The organism is Streptomyces sp. NPDC089919 (assembly GCF_040684615.1).
Classification (GTDB): Bacteria; Actinomycetota; Actinomycetes; order Streptomycetales; family Streptomycetaceae; genus Streptomyces.
This window is the reverse complement of sequence record NZ_JBFBGK010000070.1, coordinates 1-20,578: the sequence shown is the minus strand read 5'-3', so window position 1 is coordinate 20,578 and position 20,578 is coordinate 1. Positions and strand designations below refer to the sequence as shown.

The window sequence follows — 20,578 nt, the reverse complement described above, 5'->3', positions numbered from 1 at the left end:
GGCCCGCGGCGCCGCTCCCGGCCGCGCCCGCCGGTGCCCGTCCGCTTCCCTGCTGACTCACGCCCACCTACCGCTTGACCTCATAGGACTGCTTCTGGATCAGCTTGCCGTCCTTGAAGCAGAACCGGAACACCGGCTCCGCCCCGTCGTCCCCGCTCTCCGGCTCGGTCGACATCAGCACCAGGCACGAGGCCCCCGCCGGCCGCGGCGGGCCGCCCTTGTCGAGCCCGGTCGCCAGCAGGCTGTTGCCCTCGGGCAGCCGGTCGCGCACGCTCCGCTCCGCCTCGCCCACGTGCACCTGGTCGTACTCGGACCGGCCGATCATCGTCTCGCTCGCCGAGCCCACCAGGAAGACCATCGAGGCCACCCCCACGGCCACCAGCAGCGCCACCGCCGCCAGCACGATCCCGCAGCCCAGCGCCACCCCGCCGAACCGGCTCCGGCGGCCCACCGGCCGGTCCACGTCCGCCCAGGCCGCCGGCGCCCCGCCGCCCACCGCCTGCTGGCGGAAGTCGTCGGCCACGTCCGCCACGACCCCGGCCGGCTCGGCGCCGTACGGCAGCACCCCGGCCACCCGGAAGCCGCCGTCCTCCGTCGTCCCGGCGTGCACCATCCCGCCGACCAGCCGGGCGCGTTCGCGCAGCCCGGTCAGGCCCTGGCCGCCGCTGACCACCTCGCCCGGCCGGGGCCCGGCCACCGGCCCGTTCGCGATCTCCACGACCAGGGAGTCGTCCTCGTACCGCAGTTCCACCGTGATCGGCGCACCCGGCGCGTGCTTGTAGGCGTTGGTCAGCGCCTCCTGGACGATCCGGTACGCGGCGTGGTCGCAGGCCGCCGCCAGCGGCCGGACCTCGCCGGAGCGGGTCAGCCGGACGTCTGTGCCGGCCCCCCGGGCCGCCTCGACCACGCCCTCGATGCCCGCCACCCCGCGGGCCGCCGCCTGCGCCTCGTCCTGCACCGGCGCCTCGACCCCGTCCCGCAGGATCCCGACCACCTCGCGCAGTTCGTGCATCGCGGCCACCGAGGCCCCCCGCAGCACCCCGACGGCCTCCCGCTGGCGGTCCGTCAGCGCCGGGTCCACCTCGAGGGCGCCGGTGTGCACCGAGATCAGCGCGAGCTGGTGGCCGAGGCTGTCGTGCATGTCCTGGGCGATCCGCTGGCGTTCACGCAGCCGCGCCTGGCCCGCGATCATCTCCCGCTCGCGCAGCAGCTGCGCGTTGCGCTCCTGGAGGGCGTGCAGCAGGGTCCGCCGCTGGTGCCAGTACCGGCCGGTGAGACCCGGGACCACCACGGTCGCCAGGTACAGCAAGGTGGCGAGCAGGATCATGAGCAACGGCCGCTGGAGGGACCACTGGTCGGCGACCGAGATCACCACGCCGAGCACGTACGCCAGCGTGAACGCGCCCAGCGCCCGTCCGGCGCCCACGATCCGGCGGCCCGCCGACCAGCCCGCCACGATGGTCATCGGGGCCAGCCCGGCGAGGACGGCGCCGAGCACGGCCGAGAGCACCAGCACCACGGCCGGCAGCCGGCGCCGCAGCAAGGAGAGCAACGCCACACCCGCGCCGACTCCGAGCTGCTGGAGCCAGTCCTGTCCGACGACGTCCTCGACCCCGGCCGCCATCAGCCCCAGCACGACCGCGAGCACGCCCTCGCCCGCCACCCGCCGCCGCGACCACGGCTCGGGGCCCCTGAGCCAGGTCCAGCCGTCCCGGAGCTTCGCCTTCACGTCCACGCCCCGACCCTAGGCAGCCGACCCGGGATACGGCCGCTCTCTTTCGTCGCGCGCCCCGCGACGAAAGTCGTCGCACCCCGGGTACGCGAAGAAGTCCCGGGTACGCGAAGAAGTCCCGCGGACACGAAGAAGCCCCCCGGACCATGAGGTCCGAGGGGCTTCTCTCGGTGGGCGAGGGGGGATTTGAACCCCCACGTCCCGAAGGACACTGGCACCTGAAGCCAGCGCGTCTGCCGTTCCGCCACTCGCCCGAGTAGCTACCTGAGGACTTCCCTTGCGGGCCGTTCCCTTGGCGACACGTGGAACATTAGCACGTCGGAGGGGGTGGATTCACATCGCTTCCGGCGGGCACCCGAAGAGGGACCCCGGGCCGCGAACCCGTCGTCCTCCCCGGGTGCGGGACACTGTCCCCGGGCCGCCTCTACGATCCCTTGTGAGGACCAACACTCATCTGCGGAGCCGACAAGGGGAACCAGCCGATTTCCCTACGCGTGGATACGATCAGTAAGCAGTACAGGGCGACAACGACGGAGGAGGTGCCCGGTGGGAGTCCTGAAGCGTTTTGAGCAGCGGCTCGAAGGTCTGGTGAACGGCACCTTCGCCAAGGTCTTCAAGTCCGAGGTCCAGCCGGTCGAGATCGCGGGCGCGCTGCAGCGCGAGTGCGACAACAACGCGACCATCTGGAACCGCGAGCGGACCGTCGTCCCCAACGACTTCATCGTGGAGCTCAGCGCCGGCGACTACGACCGCCTGAGCCCCTACTCCGGCCAGCTCGGCGACGAGCTCGCGGGCCTGGTCCGCGACTACGCCAAGCAGCAGCGCTACAGCTTCATGGGACCGATCAAGGTCCACCTGGAGAAGGCCGAGGACCTGGACACCGGCCTGTACCGGGTCCGCAGCCGCACCCTCGCGGCCAGCACCTCCCAGGCGCAGCCCGAGCGCGCGGCGGAGGACCCGCGGGCGGCCGGCGGCCACGTCGGCCCCGCCCAGGGCGGCCCGCAGCGCGGCGGATACGGCTACCCGCCGGCCGCCGCACCCCCCATGCCTTCGTCGCCCCCGCCCGGTGCGGGCCAGCGACGTCCCGGGCCGGCCGGTCCGGCACCGACCGGCGGCGGCCAGACCCGCCGCTGGATCGAGATCAACGGCACCCGCCATCAGATCTCCCGCCCGACGCTGGTGCTGGGCCGCAGCACCGAAGCCGACGTGCGGATCGACGACCCCGGCGTCTCGCGCCGGCACTGTGAGATCCGGACCGGAACGCCCTCGACGATCCAGGATCTCGGGTCCACCAACGGCATCGTGGTGGACGGGCAGCACACCACCCGCGCTACGCTCCGCGACGGCTCGCGGATCGTCGTGGGCAGCACCACCATCATTTACCGGCAAGCCGAAGGGTGAAGCGGGGGCAATGTCAGAGCTGACCCTGACGGTCATGCGGTTGGGTTTCCTGGCCGTTCTGTGGCTGTTCGTCATCGTGGCCGTCCAGGTCATCCGCAGCGACCTCTTCGGTACGCGCGTGACCCAGCGGGGCTCCCGCCGCGGGAACGCCGCCGCCGAGGCGCGGCCACCCGCCCAGCAGGGCCGCCAGGCGCAGCCGCCGCAGCAGCGCCAGCGCCGGGGCGCCCCGACCAAGCTGGTCGTCTCCGAGGGCACCCTGACGGGCACCACCGTCGCTCTGCAGGGCCAGACCATCACCCTGGGCCGGGCGCACGACTCCACGATCGTGCTGGACGACGACTACGCCTCCAGCCGCCATGCCAGGATCTACCCCGACCGCGACGGCAACTGGATCGTCGAGGACCTCGGGTCCACCAACGGCACGTATCTCGACCGGGCCCGGCTCACCGTCGCGACACCCATTCCGCTGGGCGCCCCGATCCGCATCGGCAAGACCGTCATCGAGCTGCGGAAGTAGTACGAGAATGAGCGAGCGGAGCGAGCGAGCCGCGGCGGTCCCGACAGCGGACCCGAGCGCGCTCCCGACCGGAGGGTGGGCAGTGTGGCTCGAGACCGGTTGTACCCGGAGGACGTGTCGAGTGGGCAGGTGCGCATGAGTCTGTCCCTGCGGTTCGCCGCCGGTTCGCACAAGGGCATGATCCGCGAGGGCAACGAGGACTCCGGCTACGCCGGTCCCCGGCTCCTCGCGATCGCCGACGGCATGGGCGGCCAGGCCGCCGGCGAGGTCGCCAGCTCCGAGGTGATCTCCACCCTCGTGCAGCTCGACGACGACGTGCCCGGCTCCGACATCCTCACCGCGCTCGGCCTGGCCGTGCAGCGGGCCAACGACCAGCTCCGCGTCATGGTCGAGGAGGACCCCCAGCTCGAGGGCATGGGCACCACCCTCACCGCGCTCCTGTGGACCGGCCAGCGGCTGGGCCTGGTGCACGTCGGCGACAGCCGCGCGTACCTGCTGCGCGACGGCGTCCTGACGCAGATCACGCAGGACCACACCTGGGTGCAGCGGCTCGTGGACGAGGGCCGGATCACCGAGGAGGAGGCCACCACCCACCCGCAGCGCTCCCTGCTGATGCGCGCGCTGGGCAGTGGCGAGCACGTCGAGCCCGACCTGTCGATCCGCGAGGTGCGGGCCGGCGACCGGTACCTGATCTGCTCCGACGGCCTCTCCGGCGTGGTCTCCCACCAGACCCTGGAGGAGACCCTTGCCGGGTACCAGGGCCCGCACGAGACGGTGCAGGAGCTGATCCAGCTCGCGCTGCGCGGCGGCGGTCCCGACAACATCACCTGCATCGTCGCGGACGTCCTGGACAACGACACCGGCGACACCCTGGCCGCCCAGTTCAACGACACCCCCGTGGTGGTCGGCGCGGTCGCCGAGACGCAGCACCAGCTGTTCGACGGCGGCGCCATGCAGACCCCGGCCGGCCGCGCCTCCGGGCTGGGCCGGCAGGCCCCGCCGCCGGCGCCGGGCAGCTTCGGCCCGCCCGGGTCCGGCGAGGCGCCGGGCTACGGCGCGGTCCCGGAGCAGTACGGCTCCTTCGGCGAGTACGGCGACGCGGACGGCTACGAGGACGAGTTCAAGCCCCGCCGCCGCGGTGGGGCGAAGTGGGCCAAGCGGTCCGTGATCTTGCTGCTGGCGCTCGGCGTGATCGGCGGCGGCCTCTACGGCGGCTGGCGCTGGACCCAGACCCAGTACTACGTCGGTGTCAACGACGACCACGTGGCGCTGTACCGGGGCATCAGCCAGGACCTGGCCTGGATCAAGCTCTCGAAGGTCGAGAAGGACCACCCCGAGATCGAACTCAAGTACCTGCCCGACTTCAAGCAGAAGCTGGTCCGCGACACGATCAGCGCGGGCGACCGGGGCAAGGCCGACGCGAAGATCAAGGACCTGGCTCTCCAGGCCTCCGCCTGCCGCAAGCAGGAGGAGCGGGAGCAGGCCGAGGCGGCGAAGAAGCCGCCGGCGACCTCCCCCACCGTGGTCCAGAAGGGCCCGACGCCGTCGCCCGGTCCGACGCTGAGCGAGGACGAGCAGAAGCTCGTCGGCCAGTGCAGCAGCTAGCAGTCGCAGTAAGCGGGCGCAGGGGGCCCGTCACACCATGAGCGTTGTCACCAACACGACCACCATCGGCGCCATCGAGCTGCCGAGCCGGCGCAACACCGAGCTCCTGCTGCTCGCGTTCGCCGTGGTCATCCCGGTTTTCGCGTACGCCAACGTGGGCCTGGCCATCAACGGCAAGCTGCCGCCCGGCATGCTCGCGTACGGCCTGGGCCTCGGGCTGCTGGCCGGCATCGGGCACATCGTCGTCCGCCGCTACGCCAAGTACGCGGACCCGCTGCTGCTGCCGCTGGCCACCCTGCTCAACGGCCTGGGCCTGGTGCTGATCTGGCGCCTGGACCAGTCGGAGCGGCTGCAGAACCTGGCGAAGCGGTCCTGGGGCGGCTTCTCCCCGGCGGCACCCAACCAGCTCTTCTACACGGCGGTGGGCATCACGCTCTTCGTCGTGGTGCTGCTGGTCCTCAAGGACCACCGCGCCCTCCAGCGGTTCACGTACATCTCCGGCGCCGCGGCGCTGGTCCTGCTGCTCCTGCCGATGGTCCCGGGCCTGGGCGCCGACGTCTTCGGCGCGAAGATCTGGATCTCGGTCGGCGGCTTCTCCATCCAGCCCGGTGAGTTCGCGAAGATCGTGATCGCGGTCTTCTTCGCCGGCTACCTGATGGTCAAGCGGGACGCGCTGGCGCTGGCCAGCCGCCGCTTCATGGGCCTGTACCTGCCGCGCGGCCGGGACCTGGGACCGATCCTGATGATCTGGGCGATGAGCCTGCTGATCCTCATCTTCGAGACCGACCTCGGTACCTCCCTGCTGTTCTTCGGCATGTTCGTGATCATGCTGTACGTGGCCACCGAGCGGACCAGCTGGATCGTCATCGGCCTGCTGATGTCGGCGGTCGGCGCGGTCGGCGTGGCCTCCGTGTCCTCTCACGTCGAGGCCCGCGTCAACGCCTTCCTGGACCCGTTCTCCTGCTACACCACCTCGGGCGCCTGCGAGCAGGTCGGCCAGGCCGTGATGTCCTTCGGCTCCGGCGGCGTGCTGGGCACCGGCTGGGGCCAGGGCCACTCGGACCTGATCCTCTTCGCGGCCAACTCCGACTTCATCTTCACCACCGTCGGCGAGGAGCTCGGGCTCGCCGGTGTGATGGCCTTCCTGCTGCTGTACGCGCTCATCATCGAGCGGGGCGCGCGCACCGCACTGGCCTCCCGGGACCCCTTCGGCAAGATGTTCGCGATCGGCCTGACCGGCGCGTTCGCGATCCAGGTGTTCGTGGTCGCCGGCGGCGTCATGGGCCTGATCCCGCTCACCGGCATGACCATGCCGTTCCTGGCGAACGGCGGCTCCTCGGTCATCGCCAACTGGGCCCTGATCGGCATCCTGATCCGCATCAGCGACACCGCGCGCCGCCCGGCCCCGGCCCCCGCCCCGTCCCCCGACGCCGAGCTGACCCAGGTGGTCCGTCCGTCATGAACAAGCCCCTGCGTCGCATCGCGATCTTCTGCGGCCTGCTGGTCCTGACCCTGCTGCTGCGCGCCAACTGGCTCCAGTACGTGCAGGCCGAGGACCTGAGCACCCGCAAGGAGAACCGGCGGGTCCAGATCGCCCAGTACGCCTCCGAGCGCGGCAACATCATCGTCGGCGACAAGGCCATCACCGGCTCGGCCGTCACCAACGGCAGCGACTACAAGTACAAGCGGACCTACCTCGACGGCCCGATGTGGGCGCCGGTCACCGGCTTCGCCTCGCAGGCCTTCGGCTCCACGCAGCTGGAGAAGCTCGAGGACGGCATCCTGACCGGCAGCGACGACCGGCTCTTCTTCGACCGCACCATCGGGATGTTCACCGGCGCGAAGAAGCAGGGCGGCAACGTCGTCACCACCCTGAACCGCGCCGCGCAGCTGGCCGCCTTCAAGGGGCTGGGCGAGAAGAAGGGCGCGGTGGCCGCGCTGGACCCGCGCACCGGCAAGATCCTGGCGCTGGTCAGCACCCCGTCCTACGACCCGTCCTCCTTCGCCGGCAACTCCAAGGCCGACGAGAAGGCCTGGGTGTCGCTGAAGGACAGCAAGGACAAGGCGCTGGTCAACCGCGCCCTGCGGGAGACCTACCCGCCCGGTTCGACGTTCAAGGTGGTCACCGCCTCGGCGGCGCTGGAGCACGGCGTGGTCACGGACGTCAACGCGCCGACCGACACCCCCGAGCCGTACATCCTGCCGCTGTCGACCAAGCCGATGGTCAACCACGCCAGCGGCTGCGAGCACGCCAGCCTGATGAAGGCGCTCGAGGTCTCCTGCAACTCCGTGTTCGCGAACATGGGCGACAAGGTCACCCGCGACAAGATGCTGGAGACCGCGGAGAAGTTCGGCTTCAACAACGAGAAGATCGACACCCCGGTCCGCGCGTACGCCAGCGTCTACGACAAGGAGATGGACCGCGGCGGCAACGCCCTTTCGTCCATCGGCCAGTTCAACACCGCCGCCACCCCGCTGCAGATGGCCATGGTCGCGGCCGCCGTGGCCAACGACGGCAAGCTGATGAAGCCGTACATGGTCGACCAGCTCACCGCGCCGAACCTGGACGTCCTGGAGAAGACCGAGCCCTCGGAGATGAGCCGCCCGCTCTCCGCCGAGAACGCCCAGAAGGTCCAGGAGATGATGGTCAACGTCGTCGAGAACGGCACCGGTGGCAGTGCCAAGATCGACGGCGTGACGGTCGGCGGCAAGACCGGTACCGCCCAGCACGGCGAGCACAACGCCAAGCGCCCCTACGCCTGGTTCATCTCGTACGCGAAGACCGACAAGGGCTCGCCGGTGGCGGTGGCCGTGGTCGTCGAGGACGCCTCGGGCGTGAACCGCGAGGACATCACCGGTGGCGGCCTGGCCGGACCGATCGCCCGAGCCGTGATGCAGGCGGTGCTCAAGAGCCAGGGATGACGCCCGGGCCGGCCCGGACGTGACGGAGGTCACCCACCGGGCCGGGCGGTGCGGACGGTACCGGTCGGGTATCGGCCTGCCGCTGCGGGCGGCTTCCCCGGCCGCGGCCGGTAGCCTTTGCGCGAACAGCACACCGCCGGACCACACACGGGTGCGGTCGGGACTGACGGAGAGGGCTGGTAGTAGCTATGGAAGAGCCGCGTCGCCTCGGCGGCCGGTACGAGCTGGGCTCGGTGCTCGGCCGTGGTGGCATGGCCGAGGTCTATCTCGCCCAGGACACCCGGCTCGGCCGCACCGTGGCCGTGAAGACGCTCCGGGCGGACCTCGCCCGCGACCCGTCCTTCCAGGCCCGGTTCCGCCGGGAGGCCCAGTCCGCCGCCTCGCTCAACCACCCGGCGATCGTCGCCGTCTACGACACCGGCGAGGACTACGTCGACAACATCTCCATCCCGTACATCGTGATGGAGTACGTCGACGGTTCCACGCTGCGTGAGCTGCTGCACTCCGGGCGCAAGCTGCTGCCCGAGCGCACCCTCGAGATGACCGTCGGCATCCTGCAGGCCCTGGAGTACTCGCACCGGGCCGGCATCGTGCACCGCGACATCAAGCCGGCGAACGTCATGCTGACGCGCACCGGCCAGGTCAAGGTCATGGACTTCGGCATCGCCCGCGCGATGGGCGACTCCGGCATGACCATGACGCAGACCGCGGCCGTCATCGGCACCGCCCAGTACCTCTCCCCGGAGCAGGCCAAGGGCGAGCAGGTGGACGCGCGCTCCGACCTCTACTCCACCGGCTGCCTGCTGTACGAGCTGCTGACCGTGCGGCCGCCGTTCGTCGGCGACTCCCCGGTGGCCGTGGCGTACCAGCACGTCCGCGAGGAGCCGCAGCCGCCGAGCAACTTCGACCCCGAGATCACGCCCGAGATGGACGCCATCGTCCTGCGGGCCCTGGTCAAGGACCCCGACTACCGCTACCAGTCGGCCGACGAGATGCGCGCCGACATCGAGGCCTGCCTCGACGGGCAGCCGGTCGCGGCCACCGCCGCGATGGGCTCGGTGGGCTACGGCGGCTACGACCAGAACGGCTACGGCTACCCGGACCAGCCCACCACGGCGCTGCGCACCACCGACCCGGGCCAGACGGCGATGATGCCCCCGATGCCCCCGGGCGACCGGGCGTACGACCTGAACGGCTACGAGGACCGGGGCCCGCGGCGGCGGCAGAAGAAGTCCAGCCTCTCCACGGTCCTGCTGGTCGTGGCCGCGGTGCTGGTGCTGGTCGGCGCGATCCTGATCGGCAAGGCGCTGGTCGGCGGGTCGGGCGCGGGCGACGTCAGCGCGCCGAACCTGGTCGGCCGGACCCTCGCGGACGCCACCACCAACGCGAGCAACGTCGGCCTGGAAGTGGTCAAGGACAAGGAAGACACCTGCAAGGACCAGGCCAAGGGCCTGGTGTGCAGCCAGGACCCGGTCAAGGGCACCGACATGTCCAAGGGCGACACGATCCGCGTCGTGATCTCCACCGGCGCCCCGAAGGTCTCCGTCCCCGACGTGACCGGCATGTCCTTCGACAACGCCGAGCAGGCGATGCTGGACAAGGGCCTCCAGGTCGAGCGGAAGAACGAGGAGTCCGACCGCAAGCCGGGCACCGTGATCGCGCAGGACCCCAAGGGCGACTCGTCGGTCGAGGCCAACACCAAGGTCACGCTGACCGTGGCCAAGGAAGCGCAGAAGTCCACGGTCCCGGACCTGCTGGGCAAGAAGCCCTCGGACGCGAAGCAGCTCCTGTCGGACGCCGACCTCCAGCTGGGCACCAAGGAAGAGGTCGAGTCGGACGCCGAGGCCGGCACGATCATCGAGCAGAGCCTGACGGCCGGCACCGAGGTCGAGCCCGGCTCCACGGTCAACGTGAAGATCGCCAAGGCCCGGGCGTCGTCGAACGTCCCGGTGCCGTCGCTGCTCGGCAAGACCGTCGCCGAGGCGCGGACGATCCTCCAGCAGAACAACCTGTCCTTCGGCACGGTCCTCCAGGGCCCGCAGGACGACAACGCCCTGGTCCTGACGACCGACCCGCAGGCCGGCCAGCAGGTCCCGGCCGGCACCGTGGTGAACGTGACCACGGTCGACGGGGGTCAGCAGCAGGGCGGGAACAACAACGGCGGGATCTTCGGGGGCCTGAGCGGCCGCCGCCACTGACCTCAGGAGCCCCAGGGGCCCCGGCTGACCCTCACGGGTCCTGCCGGGGCCCCTGGGCGTTCTCCGGGCCGTCCAGGGCCCCTGACGGGGGCCGTCAGCGCAGTTCGGCGGGGAGGGTGCGCCGTGCGTCGACCTTTTCGGTGCGCAGCAGCTGCCCCCAGACGATGTAGCGGTACTTCGAGGTGTACATCGGCGTGCAGGTGGTGAGCGTGATGTAGCGGCCGGGGACGGTCTTGCCGGACTCGGCGGGTACCGCGGCCAGCACGCCCGTGTCGTACTTCGAGGTCTGCTTCAGCTCGGCGTAGACCCGGTAGACGTACCAGGTGTCGCGGGTCTCGAAGACGATCGCGTCGCCGGTGCGCAGCTTGTGGATGTTGTGGAAGCGGGCGCCGTGGCCGTCGCGGTGGGCGGCCAGGGTGAAGTTGCCGCTCTTGTCCCAGGGCAGCGCGGAGGCGACCGGGTCCGTGTAGTAGCCGGCCACGCCGTCGTCGAGGACGTCGGCGGAGGTGCCGCGCTTGACCAGCACCTCGCCGCCGCCCATGGCGGGGACGTGCAGGAAGCCGATGCCGTCGCGGGTGTCGAGGGCGCCGGGGCCGGCCGCGGCGGGGGTGCTGCGCCAGGTCTTGCGGACCTGGTCGCCGCGCTCGGCGGCCGAGCGGTCGGCCAGCACGTTGGTCCACCACAGCGAGTAGACGACGAAGAGGCCCAGCACCAGGCCCGTGGTGATCAGCAGTTCGCCGAGGACGCTGAGCGCGCCGGCGATCCGGTTCCGGGCTCGTGACACCGCGTTCGGTTTCCTCGTTCGTCTCGTGGCCGTCGGGGACGGCCGGGCCCGTCTAGGAGCGGAGGCCGGCCAGCGCGGGCGGGACGCCCTTGCTGCGCGGGCGTTCGTCGACCATCTTGCCCCAGACCACCATCCGGTAGGTGCTGGTGAACTCGGGGGTGCAGGTGGTCAGGGTGATGTAGCGGCCGGGTCCGGTGAAGCCGGAGCCGGCCGGCACCGGTTTGATCACCGCGACGTTGGCGGGCGAGGTCTGCGGCAGCAGGCTCGTCATCCGGTACGTGTAGTAGGCGTCCCGGGTCTCGACGACGATCGGGTCGCCGGGGACCAGCCGGTTGATGTACCGGAAGGGTTCGCCGTGGGTGTTGCGGTGGCCGGCGAGGGCGAAGTTGCCCTGCTCGTCGCCGGGCATGGCCGAGGCCAGCGGGCCGTCGGAGTAGTGGCCGACCATGCCCTTGTCGAGCACCTTCTGCTTGCCGGTGCCCTGGGCGATCGGCACGACCACGTCCAGCTTCGGGATGTACATGATCGCGAAGCCCTGGCCGGGTTCGAAGGCGGTGGGGGCGGGGGCCGGTCCGGCCTGCTCCCAGCCCTTCTGGAGCTTGCCGGCCCGCTCGTCGGCCAGCCGCCCGGCCAGCACGTTGGTGTACCAGAGCTGGTAGGTGACGAAGAGCAGCATGAGCACGCCGAGGGTGATGAACAGCTCCCCGGCCGCGCGGCTCGCCACCACCAGGGGGCCGCCCCGGCGCCTGCGGCGCTCCCGGCGGGCGGCTTCCTCCGCGGCCCTGCGCCGCGCGGCCCGGCCCCCGGTGGGCACGGGCGGCGCGACGGCCGTCATGCGACGGCCTTGCCCACCACCGGGGCGAGTCCCGCGGACCGCTCGACGGCGCCGGCGTCCCCGCAGTCGGTGAGCCAGTTGGCGAGCATCCGGTGGCCCCACTCGGTGAGCACCGACTCGGGGTGGAACTGCACGCCCTCGACGAGGTGTTCGCGGTGCCGCAGGCCCATGATGATCCCGTCCTCGGTGCGCGCGGTGACCTCCAGGACCTCGGGGAGGGTCTGCGGCTCGGCGGCGAGGGAGTGGTAGCGGGTGGCGGTGAAGGGCGAGGGCAGGCCCCGGAAGACGCCGGTGCCCTGGTGGCTGACCGGCGAGGTCTTGCCGTGCAGCAGCTCGGGAGCGCGGCCGACCACCCCGCCGTACGCGACGGCCATGGACTGCATGCCCAGGCAGACGCCGAAGACCGGGACGCCGGTGTCGGCGCAGTGCCGGACCATGTCCACGCAGACCCCGGCCTCCTCGGGGGTGCCCGGGCCGGGGGAGAGCAGGACGCCGTCGAAGCCGTCCTGGGCGTGGCCGAGGGCGACCTCGTCGTTGCGCAGCACCTCGCACTCGGCGCCGAGCTGGTACAGGTACTGGACCAGGTTGAAAACGAAGCTGTCGTAGTTGTCCACGACCAGAATGCGCGCGCTCACCCGGTGGTCCTCAATCCTTCGTCGACGGTCACATCGTTGAACGGGAGCAGCGGCTCGGCCCAGGGGAAGACGTACTGGAAGAGCACGAAGACCACCGCGAGGACGAGGACCAGGGAGATCAGCGCGCGTACCCACGCGTTTCCCGGCAGATGGCGCCAGATCCAGCCGTACATGCCGTCCCTTCCGTTCCGTGTCCGGGAACAGATTAAGCGCTGGGGTGCCCCGCGGAGCGGGTGTCGGTGAGTTCCGCCCAGACGATGAGACGGTGGCTGTGGCCCCACTCGGGATCGCAGGTGGTGAGGGTCAGGTAGCGGCCCGGTGCGGTGAAGCCGGACTTCGCCGGGACGGGGTCCAGGACGTGCACGTCGTCCGGCAGGGTGCGCAGCGGCCGGTTCCGGATCGTGTACGTGTACCAGGTGCGGCCGTCACCGACCAGGACGGTGTCGCCGGGCCGCAGCCGGGGGAAGTCCTTGAGGGGGTCGCCGTAGGTGCGGCGGTGGCCGGCCACGGCGAAGTTGCCGGTGCCGCCGGGCGGGGCGGTGCCCGCGTAGTGCCCCAGGCCCCTCTTGAGGACGTCGGTGCCGGTGCCTTCGAGGACGGGTTTGCGCCAGTCGGCGCCGAGCCGGGGGATGTAGATCTCGGCGAAGGCGCGGCCGGCGGGGAGGGTGTCGGGCGCCGTCTCCGGAGCGGGGGCGGGGGCCGCGGCCGGGGCGGCCCGCCAGCGGGCCCGGAGCCGGTCGATCTCGTCGTCCATGGCCCGGTCGGCCTTCACCCCGGTCCAGAAGAGCAGGTATGCGACGAAGAGGACGATCAGGGTGCCCACGGTCAGGCACAGCTCGCTGAACGTCCTGATGGTCAGCCGCAGGACGGCCGGTCCGTCGAGGTCACGCCACGGGCTTCGCATAGTGGAGGTCCACTGTGCCGGAATAGCCGTCCAGAGTCAGCGCCTTGTGGTCCTCGACTTTCCAGCCCAGCCCGTAGGCGTTGACGTAGAGCTGGTAGTTCTGGATCGCGGGCGAGGCGGTCAGCGCCCGGCGCAGGGCGCCGACCTCGCCGACGGCGGTGACCTTGTACGGGGGCGAGTAGACCCGGCCCTGGAGGATCAGGGTGTTGCCCACGCAACGCACCGCGCTGGTGGAGATCAGCCGCTGGTCCATGACCCGGATGCCCTTGGCGCCGCCCTGCCACAGGGCGTTCACCACGGCCTGGAGGTCCTGCTGGTGGATGACCAGGTCGTTGGGCTGGGGCTCGGGGACGTTGGGGATGCGGGCGGTGGCGCCGGGCGGGGCGTCGTTGAGGGTGACGGTGACGGCCGGTCCGGAGAGCGGGTCGGTGCCGGCGGCCCGCTGGAGGGCCTGGAGCTTGGCGTCCTCCGCGGAGGTGCTGCCGTCGTCGCGCTCGGCGAGGGCGTCGACCTGGCGGCGGACGGTCGCGGTGCGCTCTTCGAGGTCCGCGTTGTCCTGGCTGCGCTCGTGGATCAGGTCCGAAAGCTTGAGCAGCGAGGTGTCCGTGCGGATGTTCGTACCCTTGGACGTGTTGAAGCTGGTGACGAAGATCAGCCCGGCGAGGGCGAAGACGGCCGCCGTCAGCAGCCGGACCGGCTTGTGGCCCCGGGAATTGGTCAACGTACCCTTCTCCTTCAGCGCCCCTGACCCACTACGCTAACGGACGCCCGGGGGAGGCTCGTCCCCAGCGCATCGACAGGAGAGACCCTCGTGCCGAAGTCACGTATCCGCAAGAAGGCCGACTACACGCCGCCGCCCGCCGCCAAGCAGGCGCAGGTCATCAAGCTGGGCAACCGCAGCTGGGTCGCCCCGGTGATGCTGGCCATGTTCCTCATCGGTCTGGCGTGGATCGTCACCTTCTACGTGACCGATACCCGGCTGCCGGTCGAGGCCCTGGGCAACTGGAACATCGTGGTCGGTTTCGGCTTCATCGCGGCGGGCTTCGGCGTATCCACCCAGTGGAAGTAAGTCAAGCTCTCACCAGAGTTATCCACAGCGCTATCCACACCTGAGGAAAAGACAGAAGATCTGTGGATAACTTGGACCCAGGTTGACGCCGGTGTGATTGATCCGGCCGCCGACCTGGGTCTTCTTGGTCCTCGGGGCACTTTCCACATGGTGCACAAGATCCACCACGGACTGTGGACAAGTCCTGCTCAGGTGAGCGCGGCGGTCCTCAGCAGCACGGTCACGCACACGGCCAGAAGGACCAGTGCACAGCTCCCCCACTGGACCAGCGCGCGGTGCTGCCGGGGGGCGTGCACCATCCCTATGGCGATGACCACGCCGGCGACCAGGCCGCCGATGTGGGCCTGCCAGGAGATGCCGCCCCAGCCGAAGGTGATCACCAGGTTGATCACCAGCAGGGCGATCACCGGCCGCATGTCCGCGCGCATCCGCCGCATGAAGACGGCGGTGGCACCGAAGAGGCCGTAGATCGCGCCGGAGGCGCCGAGCGTCTGGACGTTCGGCTCGACCAGCAGGTAGACCAGCGCGCTGCCGGCCAGCCCGGAGATCAGGTAGAGCGCCAGGTAGCGGGCCCGGCCCAGGGCCTGCTCCAGCGGCGGGCCCAGGAACCACAGGCTGAGCATGTTGAAGCCGATGTGCCAGATCTGCTGGTGCAGGAACATCGAGGTCAGCAGGCGGTACCACTCACCGGCCGCCACGCCCTCGGAGGGCGCGCCCCAGTACTCGACGGCCTGGCCGAGCATCGCCAGCCGGTTGACCACGGCGTTGTCGAGGGCGTCGCCCCCGGCCGCGTACACCGCGATGAACATCGCGACGTTCAGCCCGATGAGGATCTTCGTGACCAGGGCCCGGTCGCCGGTGGCCACCGGGCCGCCGCCGACCGTGCGCGGCTGGTTGGCCGCGGCCGGGTGCCCGGTGCCCGAGCCGGTGCGCACGCACTCCGGGCACTGGAAGCCGACCGAGGCGTCGACCATGCACTCCGGGCAGATCGGCCGCTCGCAGCGGGTGCAGCGGACCCCCGTCTCGCGATCGGGATGGCGGTAGCAGTGCGGCAGCCGCTGGGTGTCCATCGGTCGTCCCCCTCCGGATTCCGGGCTCAGCGCTTCTCGACGACGACCGACTCGATCACGACGTCCTCGACGGGACGCTCGGTGCGCGGGTTGGTCTGGCTGCCCGCGATCGCGTCGACCACCTTGCGGCTGGCCTCGTCGACGACCTCGCCGAAGATGCTGTGCTTGCGGGTCAGCCACGCGGTGGGGGCGACCGTGATGAAGAACTGGGAGCCGTTGGTCCCCGGGCCGGCGTTGGCCATGGCCAGCAGGTAGGGCTTGGTGAAGTTCAGGTCCGGGTGGAACTCGTCGGCGAAGGTGTAGCCGGGACCGCCGGTGCCGTTGCCCAGCGGGTCGCCGCCCTGGATCATGAAACCGCTGATCACGCGGTGGAAGACGGTGCCGTCATAGAGGGGGGCCGTGCTCTTCGCGCCCGTTTCCGGGTTCACCCACTCCCGCTCGCCCTGGGCGAGCTCGACGAAGTTGCGGACCGTCTTGGGCGCGAAATCCGGAAGGAGCAGGATCTCGATGTCGCCACGGTTGGTCCTGAGGGTGGCGTAAAGCTTCTCGGCCACGAATCTGCCTTCCATAGTCCTCGCTGACGTCCTCCGATCCTCGCACGGTCGGGCCAAGGGGTGGATAAAAGCCGGGAGCGGACACCCGGATGCCGCTGCGCGCATGACGCGGGCCGCTATGGCGGGCATGATCCGGGAAAGGGTGGAAAGGTGAACTGTGTCCGCCACCGAGGAGGAGGATCTCGTGACCCGCATGGACAGCGTGCGCGCCGCCGGAAGTTCGGCCAGGGACAGCGTGCGGCACGCCGCGGAAGTGGTGGCGCCGTACGCAGGGACCGCCAAGGACGCCGCCGCGCACTACACACAGGAAGCGCGCGTCCGGGTGGCTCCGCTGCTCTCGGACGCCGCCCAGCAGGCGCGCGTCCAGTACGACGTGCACCTCCACCCCCGCATGCAGCAGGCCCGCGGTGCGCTGCCACCGCAGGTGGACCAGGCCGCGACCCGGGCCGTGGCCGGCACCCGCCGGGCCGCGCACCAGGCCGCGGAGTACACCGCGCCCCGCTTCGAGAGCGCGATGGCCGCGAGCCGGCCGGTGGCCGCCGAGGCCGCCAGCCGCTCGGTCGCCGCGCTGGCCGCACTGAAGGGCCAGGTCTCCCCCCGGGAGATCGAGAAGCTGGTGCGCAAGCACGAGCGCCGGTCCAAGGGGGCGCGCGCCTTCAAGGGCATCGCCCTGATCGGGCTGCTCGCCGGGGGTGCCTTCTGCGCCTGGCGGTGGTGGGACCAGCAGTCGAACCCGGACTGGCTGGTGGAGCCGCCGGCCGCCACGGAGGTCCCCGACCCGGCCCTGGGCTCGGTGGACGGCAGCGGTCCGGCCGCCTCGGGCAACCCGCAGAACGGCGCCCACGCGGAGTCCGACGAGCAGTGACACCGCACCCCGACGTGCCCTGAGCCGCACGTCCCGCCCGAGCCCCGGGGCCCGGATCCTGATGGAGGATCCGGGCCCCGGCCCATGCCCGGGCATCCGCCGGCAGCCCGGCCCACCCGCCCACCGGGGGCTCGTACGGGAACGATCTGGCCGATATCGAGCCCTGTGTGGCCCGACCTGATTGGCCTGGAGTCATCCAGTACCGCCCATCCGGCCAAAGCTTTACTCTCTTCCCTGGCAGGCCCCCGCCTGGGGTTTTGCACGCGACGACAGGTGGGGGACCATGGCGGAGCGCGACGGGCCCGGCGTGCGGTTCAACGTGCTGGGTTCACTGGAAGCCTGGGCGGACGACAGCAGACTGCGGCTGGGCGGCCCGATCCAGGAACGCGTCCTGGTCACGCTGCTGCTCGAGCCGGGGCGGGTCGTCCCGGTGCCCCGCCTGGTCGAGGCCGCCTGGGAGGACGAACCCCCGGACACCGCCTCCCACCAGATCCGCAAGGCCGTCGCCGACCTCCGCCAGCGCATCCCCGGCGGCCGGGCCCTGCTCGTCACCGACGGGGCCGGCTACCGCGCCGTGCTCACCGAGGGCACCGAACTCGACCTGGTCCTCTTCACCCGCCACCTCCAAGCCGCCCGCGAGGCACTGGCCGCCGAGCAATCCGATCGCGCCGAGGCCGCGTTGAGGTCCGCACTGGAGCTGTGGCGGGGCCCCGTGCTGTCCGGTGCCGGCGGCCCGGTGATCGGCTCGGCGTCCACCGCCCTGGAAGAGCGCCGGATGGCGGCGGCGGAGCAGCTCTACGAACTGCTGCTGGAACGCGGCCAGGCGGCCGAACTGATCGGCGATCTACGCGAGTCAGTGGCGGCGCACCCGCTGCGGGAGACCCTGCGCGGGCACCTGATGCTGGCCCTGTACCGCTCGGGGCGGCAGGCCGAGGCGCTCGAAGAGTTCGGCCGGGTACGGGAGTTGCTGGTCGAGGAGCTGGGGGTGGACCCGGGCCCGGCACTGTCCGGGCTCTACGAGGCCATCCTGCGGGACGGCCCCGAGCTGGCCGGACCGCGGCCTGCGCAGGCTGCCCACGCACGACCGCCCACACCGACACCCGCTCCCCGGACGCCCGTTGAGCCTCCCCCCGCACCCGCGGCACCCGCCGTCGTTTCACGTGAAACATCCGGGACCGCCGGTGTCCCCTGCACCCTCCCGTACGACCTCACCGACTTCACCGGCCGCGAGCAGGAGCTGAAGGCCCTCCTGGCCACGGCCGGCGACGCGGCCGATGCCGGTACCCGGATCCTGGCCGTCGACGGCATGGGCGGCACCGGCAAGACCTCCCTCGCGGTCCGGGCCTCCCACCTGCTGGCGGTGCAGTACCCGGACGGCCAGCTCCACATCGACCTGCGCGGGTACACCCCCGGCGAGCACCCGCTGGAGCCGGGGGCGGTCCTGGCCAGCCTGCTGCGCACCCTCGGTGTCTCCGGTGACCAGATACCCGAGGACGCCTTCGGCCGGGCGGCGCTGTGGCGCACCACCCTGGTCGGCAGACGGCTGCTGCTGCTCTTCGACAACGCCTCGGACGCCGCCCAGGTGCGCCCGCTGCTGCCCGCCTCGCCGGGCTGCCTGGTCCTGGTCACCAGCCGGGCGCGGCTGGTGGAGCTGGACGGCGCGGAGTGGATCTCGCTGGGGGTGATGTCCCCCGACGACAGCCGGGCCCTGATCACCGAGACCCTGGGCCGGGAGCGCACCGAGCGGGAACCGGCGGCCGCCGACGAACTGGCCGTGCTCTGCGGGCACCTGCCGCTGGCCCTGCGGATCGCCACCGCCCGGCTGCGCAATCGTTCCCGCTGGACGGTGCAGCACCTGGTGGACCGGCTGCGGGACGAGACCCGGCTGCTGGACGAGCTCAGCTCCGGGGAGCGGAGCGTGGCCGCCACCCTGCGCCTGTCGTACCAGGCCATGGACGAGGAGCACCGCAGCGCCTTCCGGCTGCTGAGCCTGCATCCGGGCGCGGAGGTCGACGTCTACTCGGCCGGCGCGCTGCTGGGCACGGACCCGCGGGACGCCGAGGACCTGCTCGAGGACCTGCTCGACATGCACCTGGTGCAACAGCACGAGCTGGGCTTCTACGCCTTCCACGACCTGGTCCGCAGCTTCGCCCAGAGCCTGCGCAACGCCGAGACGGCGGCGGAGGACCGGGAGTCGCTGGAACGGCTGCTGGACTACTTCTACGCGGCGTCCGATGCCGCCTGTGCCCTGCTGTTCCCCGGCCGACTGCAGTACGACACTGGGCTGACCAGCAGGGACGTGGTGCTTCCGCCTCTGAAGGATGCCGAGCAGGCCGCCTCGTGGTTCGACCACGAGGCCGATGCACTGGCCGCGGCGATCGGCTCGGCCACTCCCCAGGGCCTGCCCCGGCACGCCGTCTACACGGGCCGGAACCTCATGTTCTTCCTCAACATGCGCAGTTACATGGAGCGGTACCGGAAGATCGGCGAGATCGCCATTGCTGCTGCCCGCCGGCTGAACGACCCGGTGGCGCTCCGGATGACCCTCACCAACCAGGTGTCCGCGCTGTGGAGACTGGGGCGTTTCAGGGATGCGATCCCCCTCTCCGAGGAGGCATTGGAACAAGCCCGCGCCGCGGGCGAGCGGAGCGGCGAGGGCGCCTGCCTCGAAGCCCTCGGCCTGCTGCACAGCTGCTTGGGACAGCTGGCCGAAGGGCTGCGCTACCAGGAGCTGGCCGTCTCCGTGCTCCAGGAGACCGGTGTCGTACAGCTTGAGATCAACGTGCTGTGCTCGCTCTGCAGCACGTACTCCTACCTCGGGAGGCTGCCCGAGGCGGTGTCGGCGGCCGAACGGGCCCTCGCCCGCTCCCGGCAGCTCGGCAGCGCGGACAGCGAAGTCTCCGCACTGAACTGCCTGGCGGGTGCACATCTGGAACGCGGTGCCCCGGGCGAGGCCGAGAAGTACCTCACCCAGGCGCTCACCCTCTTCGACGAGTCCCGGCGCCCTGACAACTTCGCGCTGTCCCTGGCCCTGATGGCCGCGGTACGGCAGCACTTCGGACAAGTGGACCAGGCTGTCCGGTGCGAGGAACAGGCGCTGGAACTGCTGAGCCGGCAGCGCTCCGTCCGCCACATGCTCGTGGAACGGCTCCTGGGTGGCGTACACATGCAGCGTGGCGACCTCGCACGTGCCCTGGAGTTCTACGAGAGTGCGCTCGACCGCGCCATGGCAGCGGAGTACGGCATCGAGAAGGCCCGTTCCCTGGCGGGCATCGCGCGGGTTTCGGCAGCTCTGGGCGACGCGGCCAGAGCCGAGGAGTGCCGTGCCCGCGCGGTGCGGCTCTTCGAGGAGATGGGCGTACCGGAAGAAGCCCGCCAACCGCTGTGAGCCCGGTGCAGTTCGCGCAGCAGGACCAGGGGGCGCGCGTCCGGGAGTGCCGCAAGAGGCTCGAGCCACATGTCGAGCTGGTAGGCGGAGTCGCGTGAG

At 71.2% G+C, this 20,578-nt stretch carries 17 protein-coding genes, 1 tRNA gene and 1 pseudogene; 9 read left to right on the top strand and 10 right to left on the bottom strand.

What is annotated here, in order from left to right; all coding sequences use genetic code 11:
• Window positions 1-67: 67 nt before the first annotated feature.
• The gene (locus tag AB0O40_RS25100; RefSeq protein WP_365045867.1) at window positions 68-1,735 is read right to left on the bottom strand and encodes a histidine kinase; all 1,668 of its coding nucleotides are present in this window, start codon (window positions 1,733-1,735) and stop codon (window positions 68-70) included.
• A 168-nt stretch (window positions 1,736-1,903) separates the two neighbouring features.
• Window positions 1,904-1,986 (bottom strand) — tRNA-Leu (locus AB0O40_RS25095).
• A gap of 292 nt (window positions 1,987-2,278) precedes the next feature.
• Here AB0O40_RS25095 and AB0O40_RS25090 point away from each other — a divergent pair.
• The 6 genes from AB0O40_RS25090 (at window position 2,279) to pknB (ending at window position 10,375) form a co-directional block, all read left to right on the top strand.
• The gene (locus AB0O40_RS25090) at window positions 2,279-3,133 is read left to right on the top strand and encodes a DUF3662 and FHA domain-containing protein (RefSeq protein ID WP_365045864.1); all 855 of its coding nucleotides are present in this window, start codon (window positions 2,279-2,281) and stop codon (window positions 3,131-3,133) included.
• A 10-nt stretch (window positions 3,134-3,143) separates the two neighbouring features.
• Entirely contained in the window at window positions 3,144-3,650 is a 507-nt protein-coding gene (locus AB0O40_RS25085; protein ID WP_365045861.1) for an FHA domain-containing protein, read from the top strand.
• A gap of 135 nt (window positions 3,651-3,785) precedes the next feature.
• Window positions 3,786-5,255, top strand: coding sequence for a PP2C family serine/threonine-protein phosphatase (locus AB0O40_RS25080; RefSeq protein ID WP_365045857.1), 1,470 nt, complete (start codon window positions 3,786-3,788; stop codon window positions 5,253-5,255).
• A gap of 37 nt (window positions 5,256-5,292) precedes the next feature.
• The gene (locus AB0O40_RS25075) at window positions 5,293-6,717 is read left to right on the top strand and encodes an FtsW/RodA/SpoVE family cell cycle protein (RefSeq protein ID WP_365045854.1); all 1,425 of its coding nucleotides are present in this window, start codon (window positions 5,293-5,295) and stop codon (window positions 6,715-6,717) included.
• Complete coding sequence (locus AB0O40_RS25070; RefSeq protein WP_365045852.1) at window positions 6,714-8,177, top strand: penicillin-binding transpeptidase domain-containing protein; 1,464 nt, start codon at window positions 6,714-6,716, stop codon at window positions 8,175-8,177. The genes AB0O40_RS25075 and AB0O40_RS25070 overlap by 4 nt, the downstream gene beginning before the upstream one ends.
• Window positions 8,178-8,365: 188 nt before the next feature.
• Window positions 8,366-10,375, top strand: a complete 2,010-nt coding sequence (gene pknB, locus AB0O40_RS25065) for a Stk1 family PASTA domain-containing Ser/Thr kinase (RefSeq protein WP_365045849.1) — start codon at window positions 8,366-8,368, stop codon at window positions 10,373-10,375.
• Between the two features lie 94 nt (window positions 10,376-10,469).
• On the opposite strand, the gene AB0O40_RS25060 is transcribed toward pknB, so the two are convergent.
• From AB0O40_RS25060 to AB0O40_RS25035, 6 genes and pseudogenes are all read right to left on the bottom strand, one after another.
• On the bottom strand, window positions 10,470-11,159 hold the full coding sequence (locus AB0O40_RS25060) for a class E sortase (RefSeq protein WP_365045846.1): 690 nt from the start codon (window positions 11,157-11,159) through the stop codon (window positions 10,470-10,472).
• Between the two features lie 52 nt (window positions 11,160-11,211).
• A pseudogene (locus AB0O40_RS25055) lies at window positions 11,212-11,892 on the bottom strand (class E sortase); the annotation flags it as partial.
• A gap of 98 nt (window positions 11,893-11,990) precedes the next feature.
• Window positions 11,991-12,629: an aminodeoxychorismate/anthranilate synthase component II gene (locus AB0O40_RS25050; RefSeq protein ID WP_365045843.1), complete on the bottom strand. Its 639-nt coding sequence runs from the start codon at window positions 12,627-12,629 to the stop codon at window positions 11,991-11,993.
• Window positions 12,626-12,802, bottom strand: coding sequence for a hypothetical protein (locus tag AB0O40_RS25045; RefSeq protein WP_365045840.1), 177 nt, complete (start codon window positions 12,800-12,802; stop codon window positions 12,626-12,628). The genes AB0O40_RS25050 and AB0O40_RS25045 overlap by 4 nt, the downstream gene beginning before the upstream one ends.
• Before the next feature lie 32 nt (window positions 12,803-12,834).
• Window positions 12,835-13,533, bottom strand: coding sequence for a class E sortase (locus AB0O40_RS25040; RefSeq protein ID WP_365045837.1), 699 nt, complete (start codon window positions 13,531-13,533; stop codon window positions 12,835-12,837).
• Window positions 13,514-14,254: a DUF881 domain-containing protein gene (locus tag AB0O40_RS25035; protein WP_365045834.1), complete on the bottom strand. Its 741-nt coding sequence runs from the start codon at window positions 14,252-14,254 to the stop codon at window positions 13,514-13,516. Before AB0O40_RS25035 ends, AB0O40_RS25040 begins: the two co-directional genes overlap by 20 nt.
• A gap of 90 nt (window positions 14,255-14,344) precedes the next feature.
• Between AB0O40_RS25035 and crgA the strand changes: the two genes are divergently transcribed.
• The gene (gene crgA, locus AB0O40_RS25030) at window positions 14,345-14,602 is read left to right on the top strand and encodes a cell division protein CrgA (RefSeq protein WP_365045831.1); all 258 of its coding nucleotides are present in this window, start codon (window positions 14,345-14,347) and stop codon (window positions 14,600-14,602) included.
• 188 nt (window positions 14,603-14,790) lie between these two features.
• Here the strand turns inward: crgA and AB0O40_RS25025 are convergent, their stop codons facing one another.
• On the bottom strand, window positions 14,791-15,672 hold the full coding sequence (locus AB0O40_RS25025) for a rhomboid family intramembrane serine protease (protein ID WP_365045828.1): 882 nt from the start codon (window positions 15,670-15,672) through the stop codon (window positions 14,791-14,793).
• 26 nt (window positions 15,673-15,698) lie between these two features.
• Window positions 15,699-16,226: a peptidylprolyl isomerase gene (locus AB0O40_RS25020; RefSeq protein ID WP_365045825.1), complete on the bottom strand. Its 528-nt coding sequence runs from the start codon at window positions 16,224-16,226 to the stop codon at window positions 15,699-15,701.
• Window positions 16,227-16,410: 184 nt separating this feature from the next.
• Between AB0O40_RS25020 and AB0O40_RS25015 the strand changes: the two genes are divergently transcribed.
• Both AB0O40_RS25015 and AB0O40_RS25010 read left to right on the top strand, forming a co-directional pair.
• Entirely contained in the window at window positions 16,411-17,091 is a 681-nt protein-coding gene (locus AB0O40_RS25015; protein ID WP_365045822.1) for a DUF5324 family protein, read from the top strand.
• Window positions 17,092-17,374: 283 nt separating this feature from the next.
• Window positions 17,375-20,479 carry a BTAD domain-containing putative transcriptional regulator gene (locus tag AB0O40_RS25010; protein WP_365045819.1) on the top strand — a complete coding sequence of 1,035 codons (3,105 nt, stop codon included), beginning with the start codon at window positions 17,375-17,377 and terminating at the stop codon, window positions 20,477-20,479.
• The last annotated feature ends 99 nt before the right edge of the window (window positions 20,480-20,578 follow it).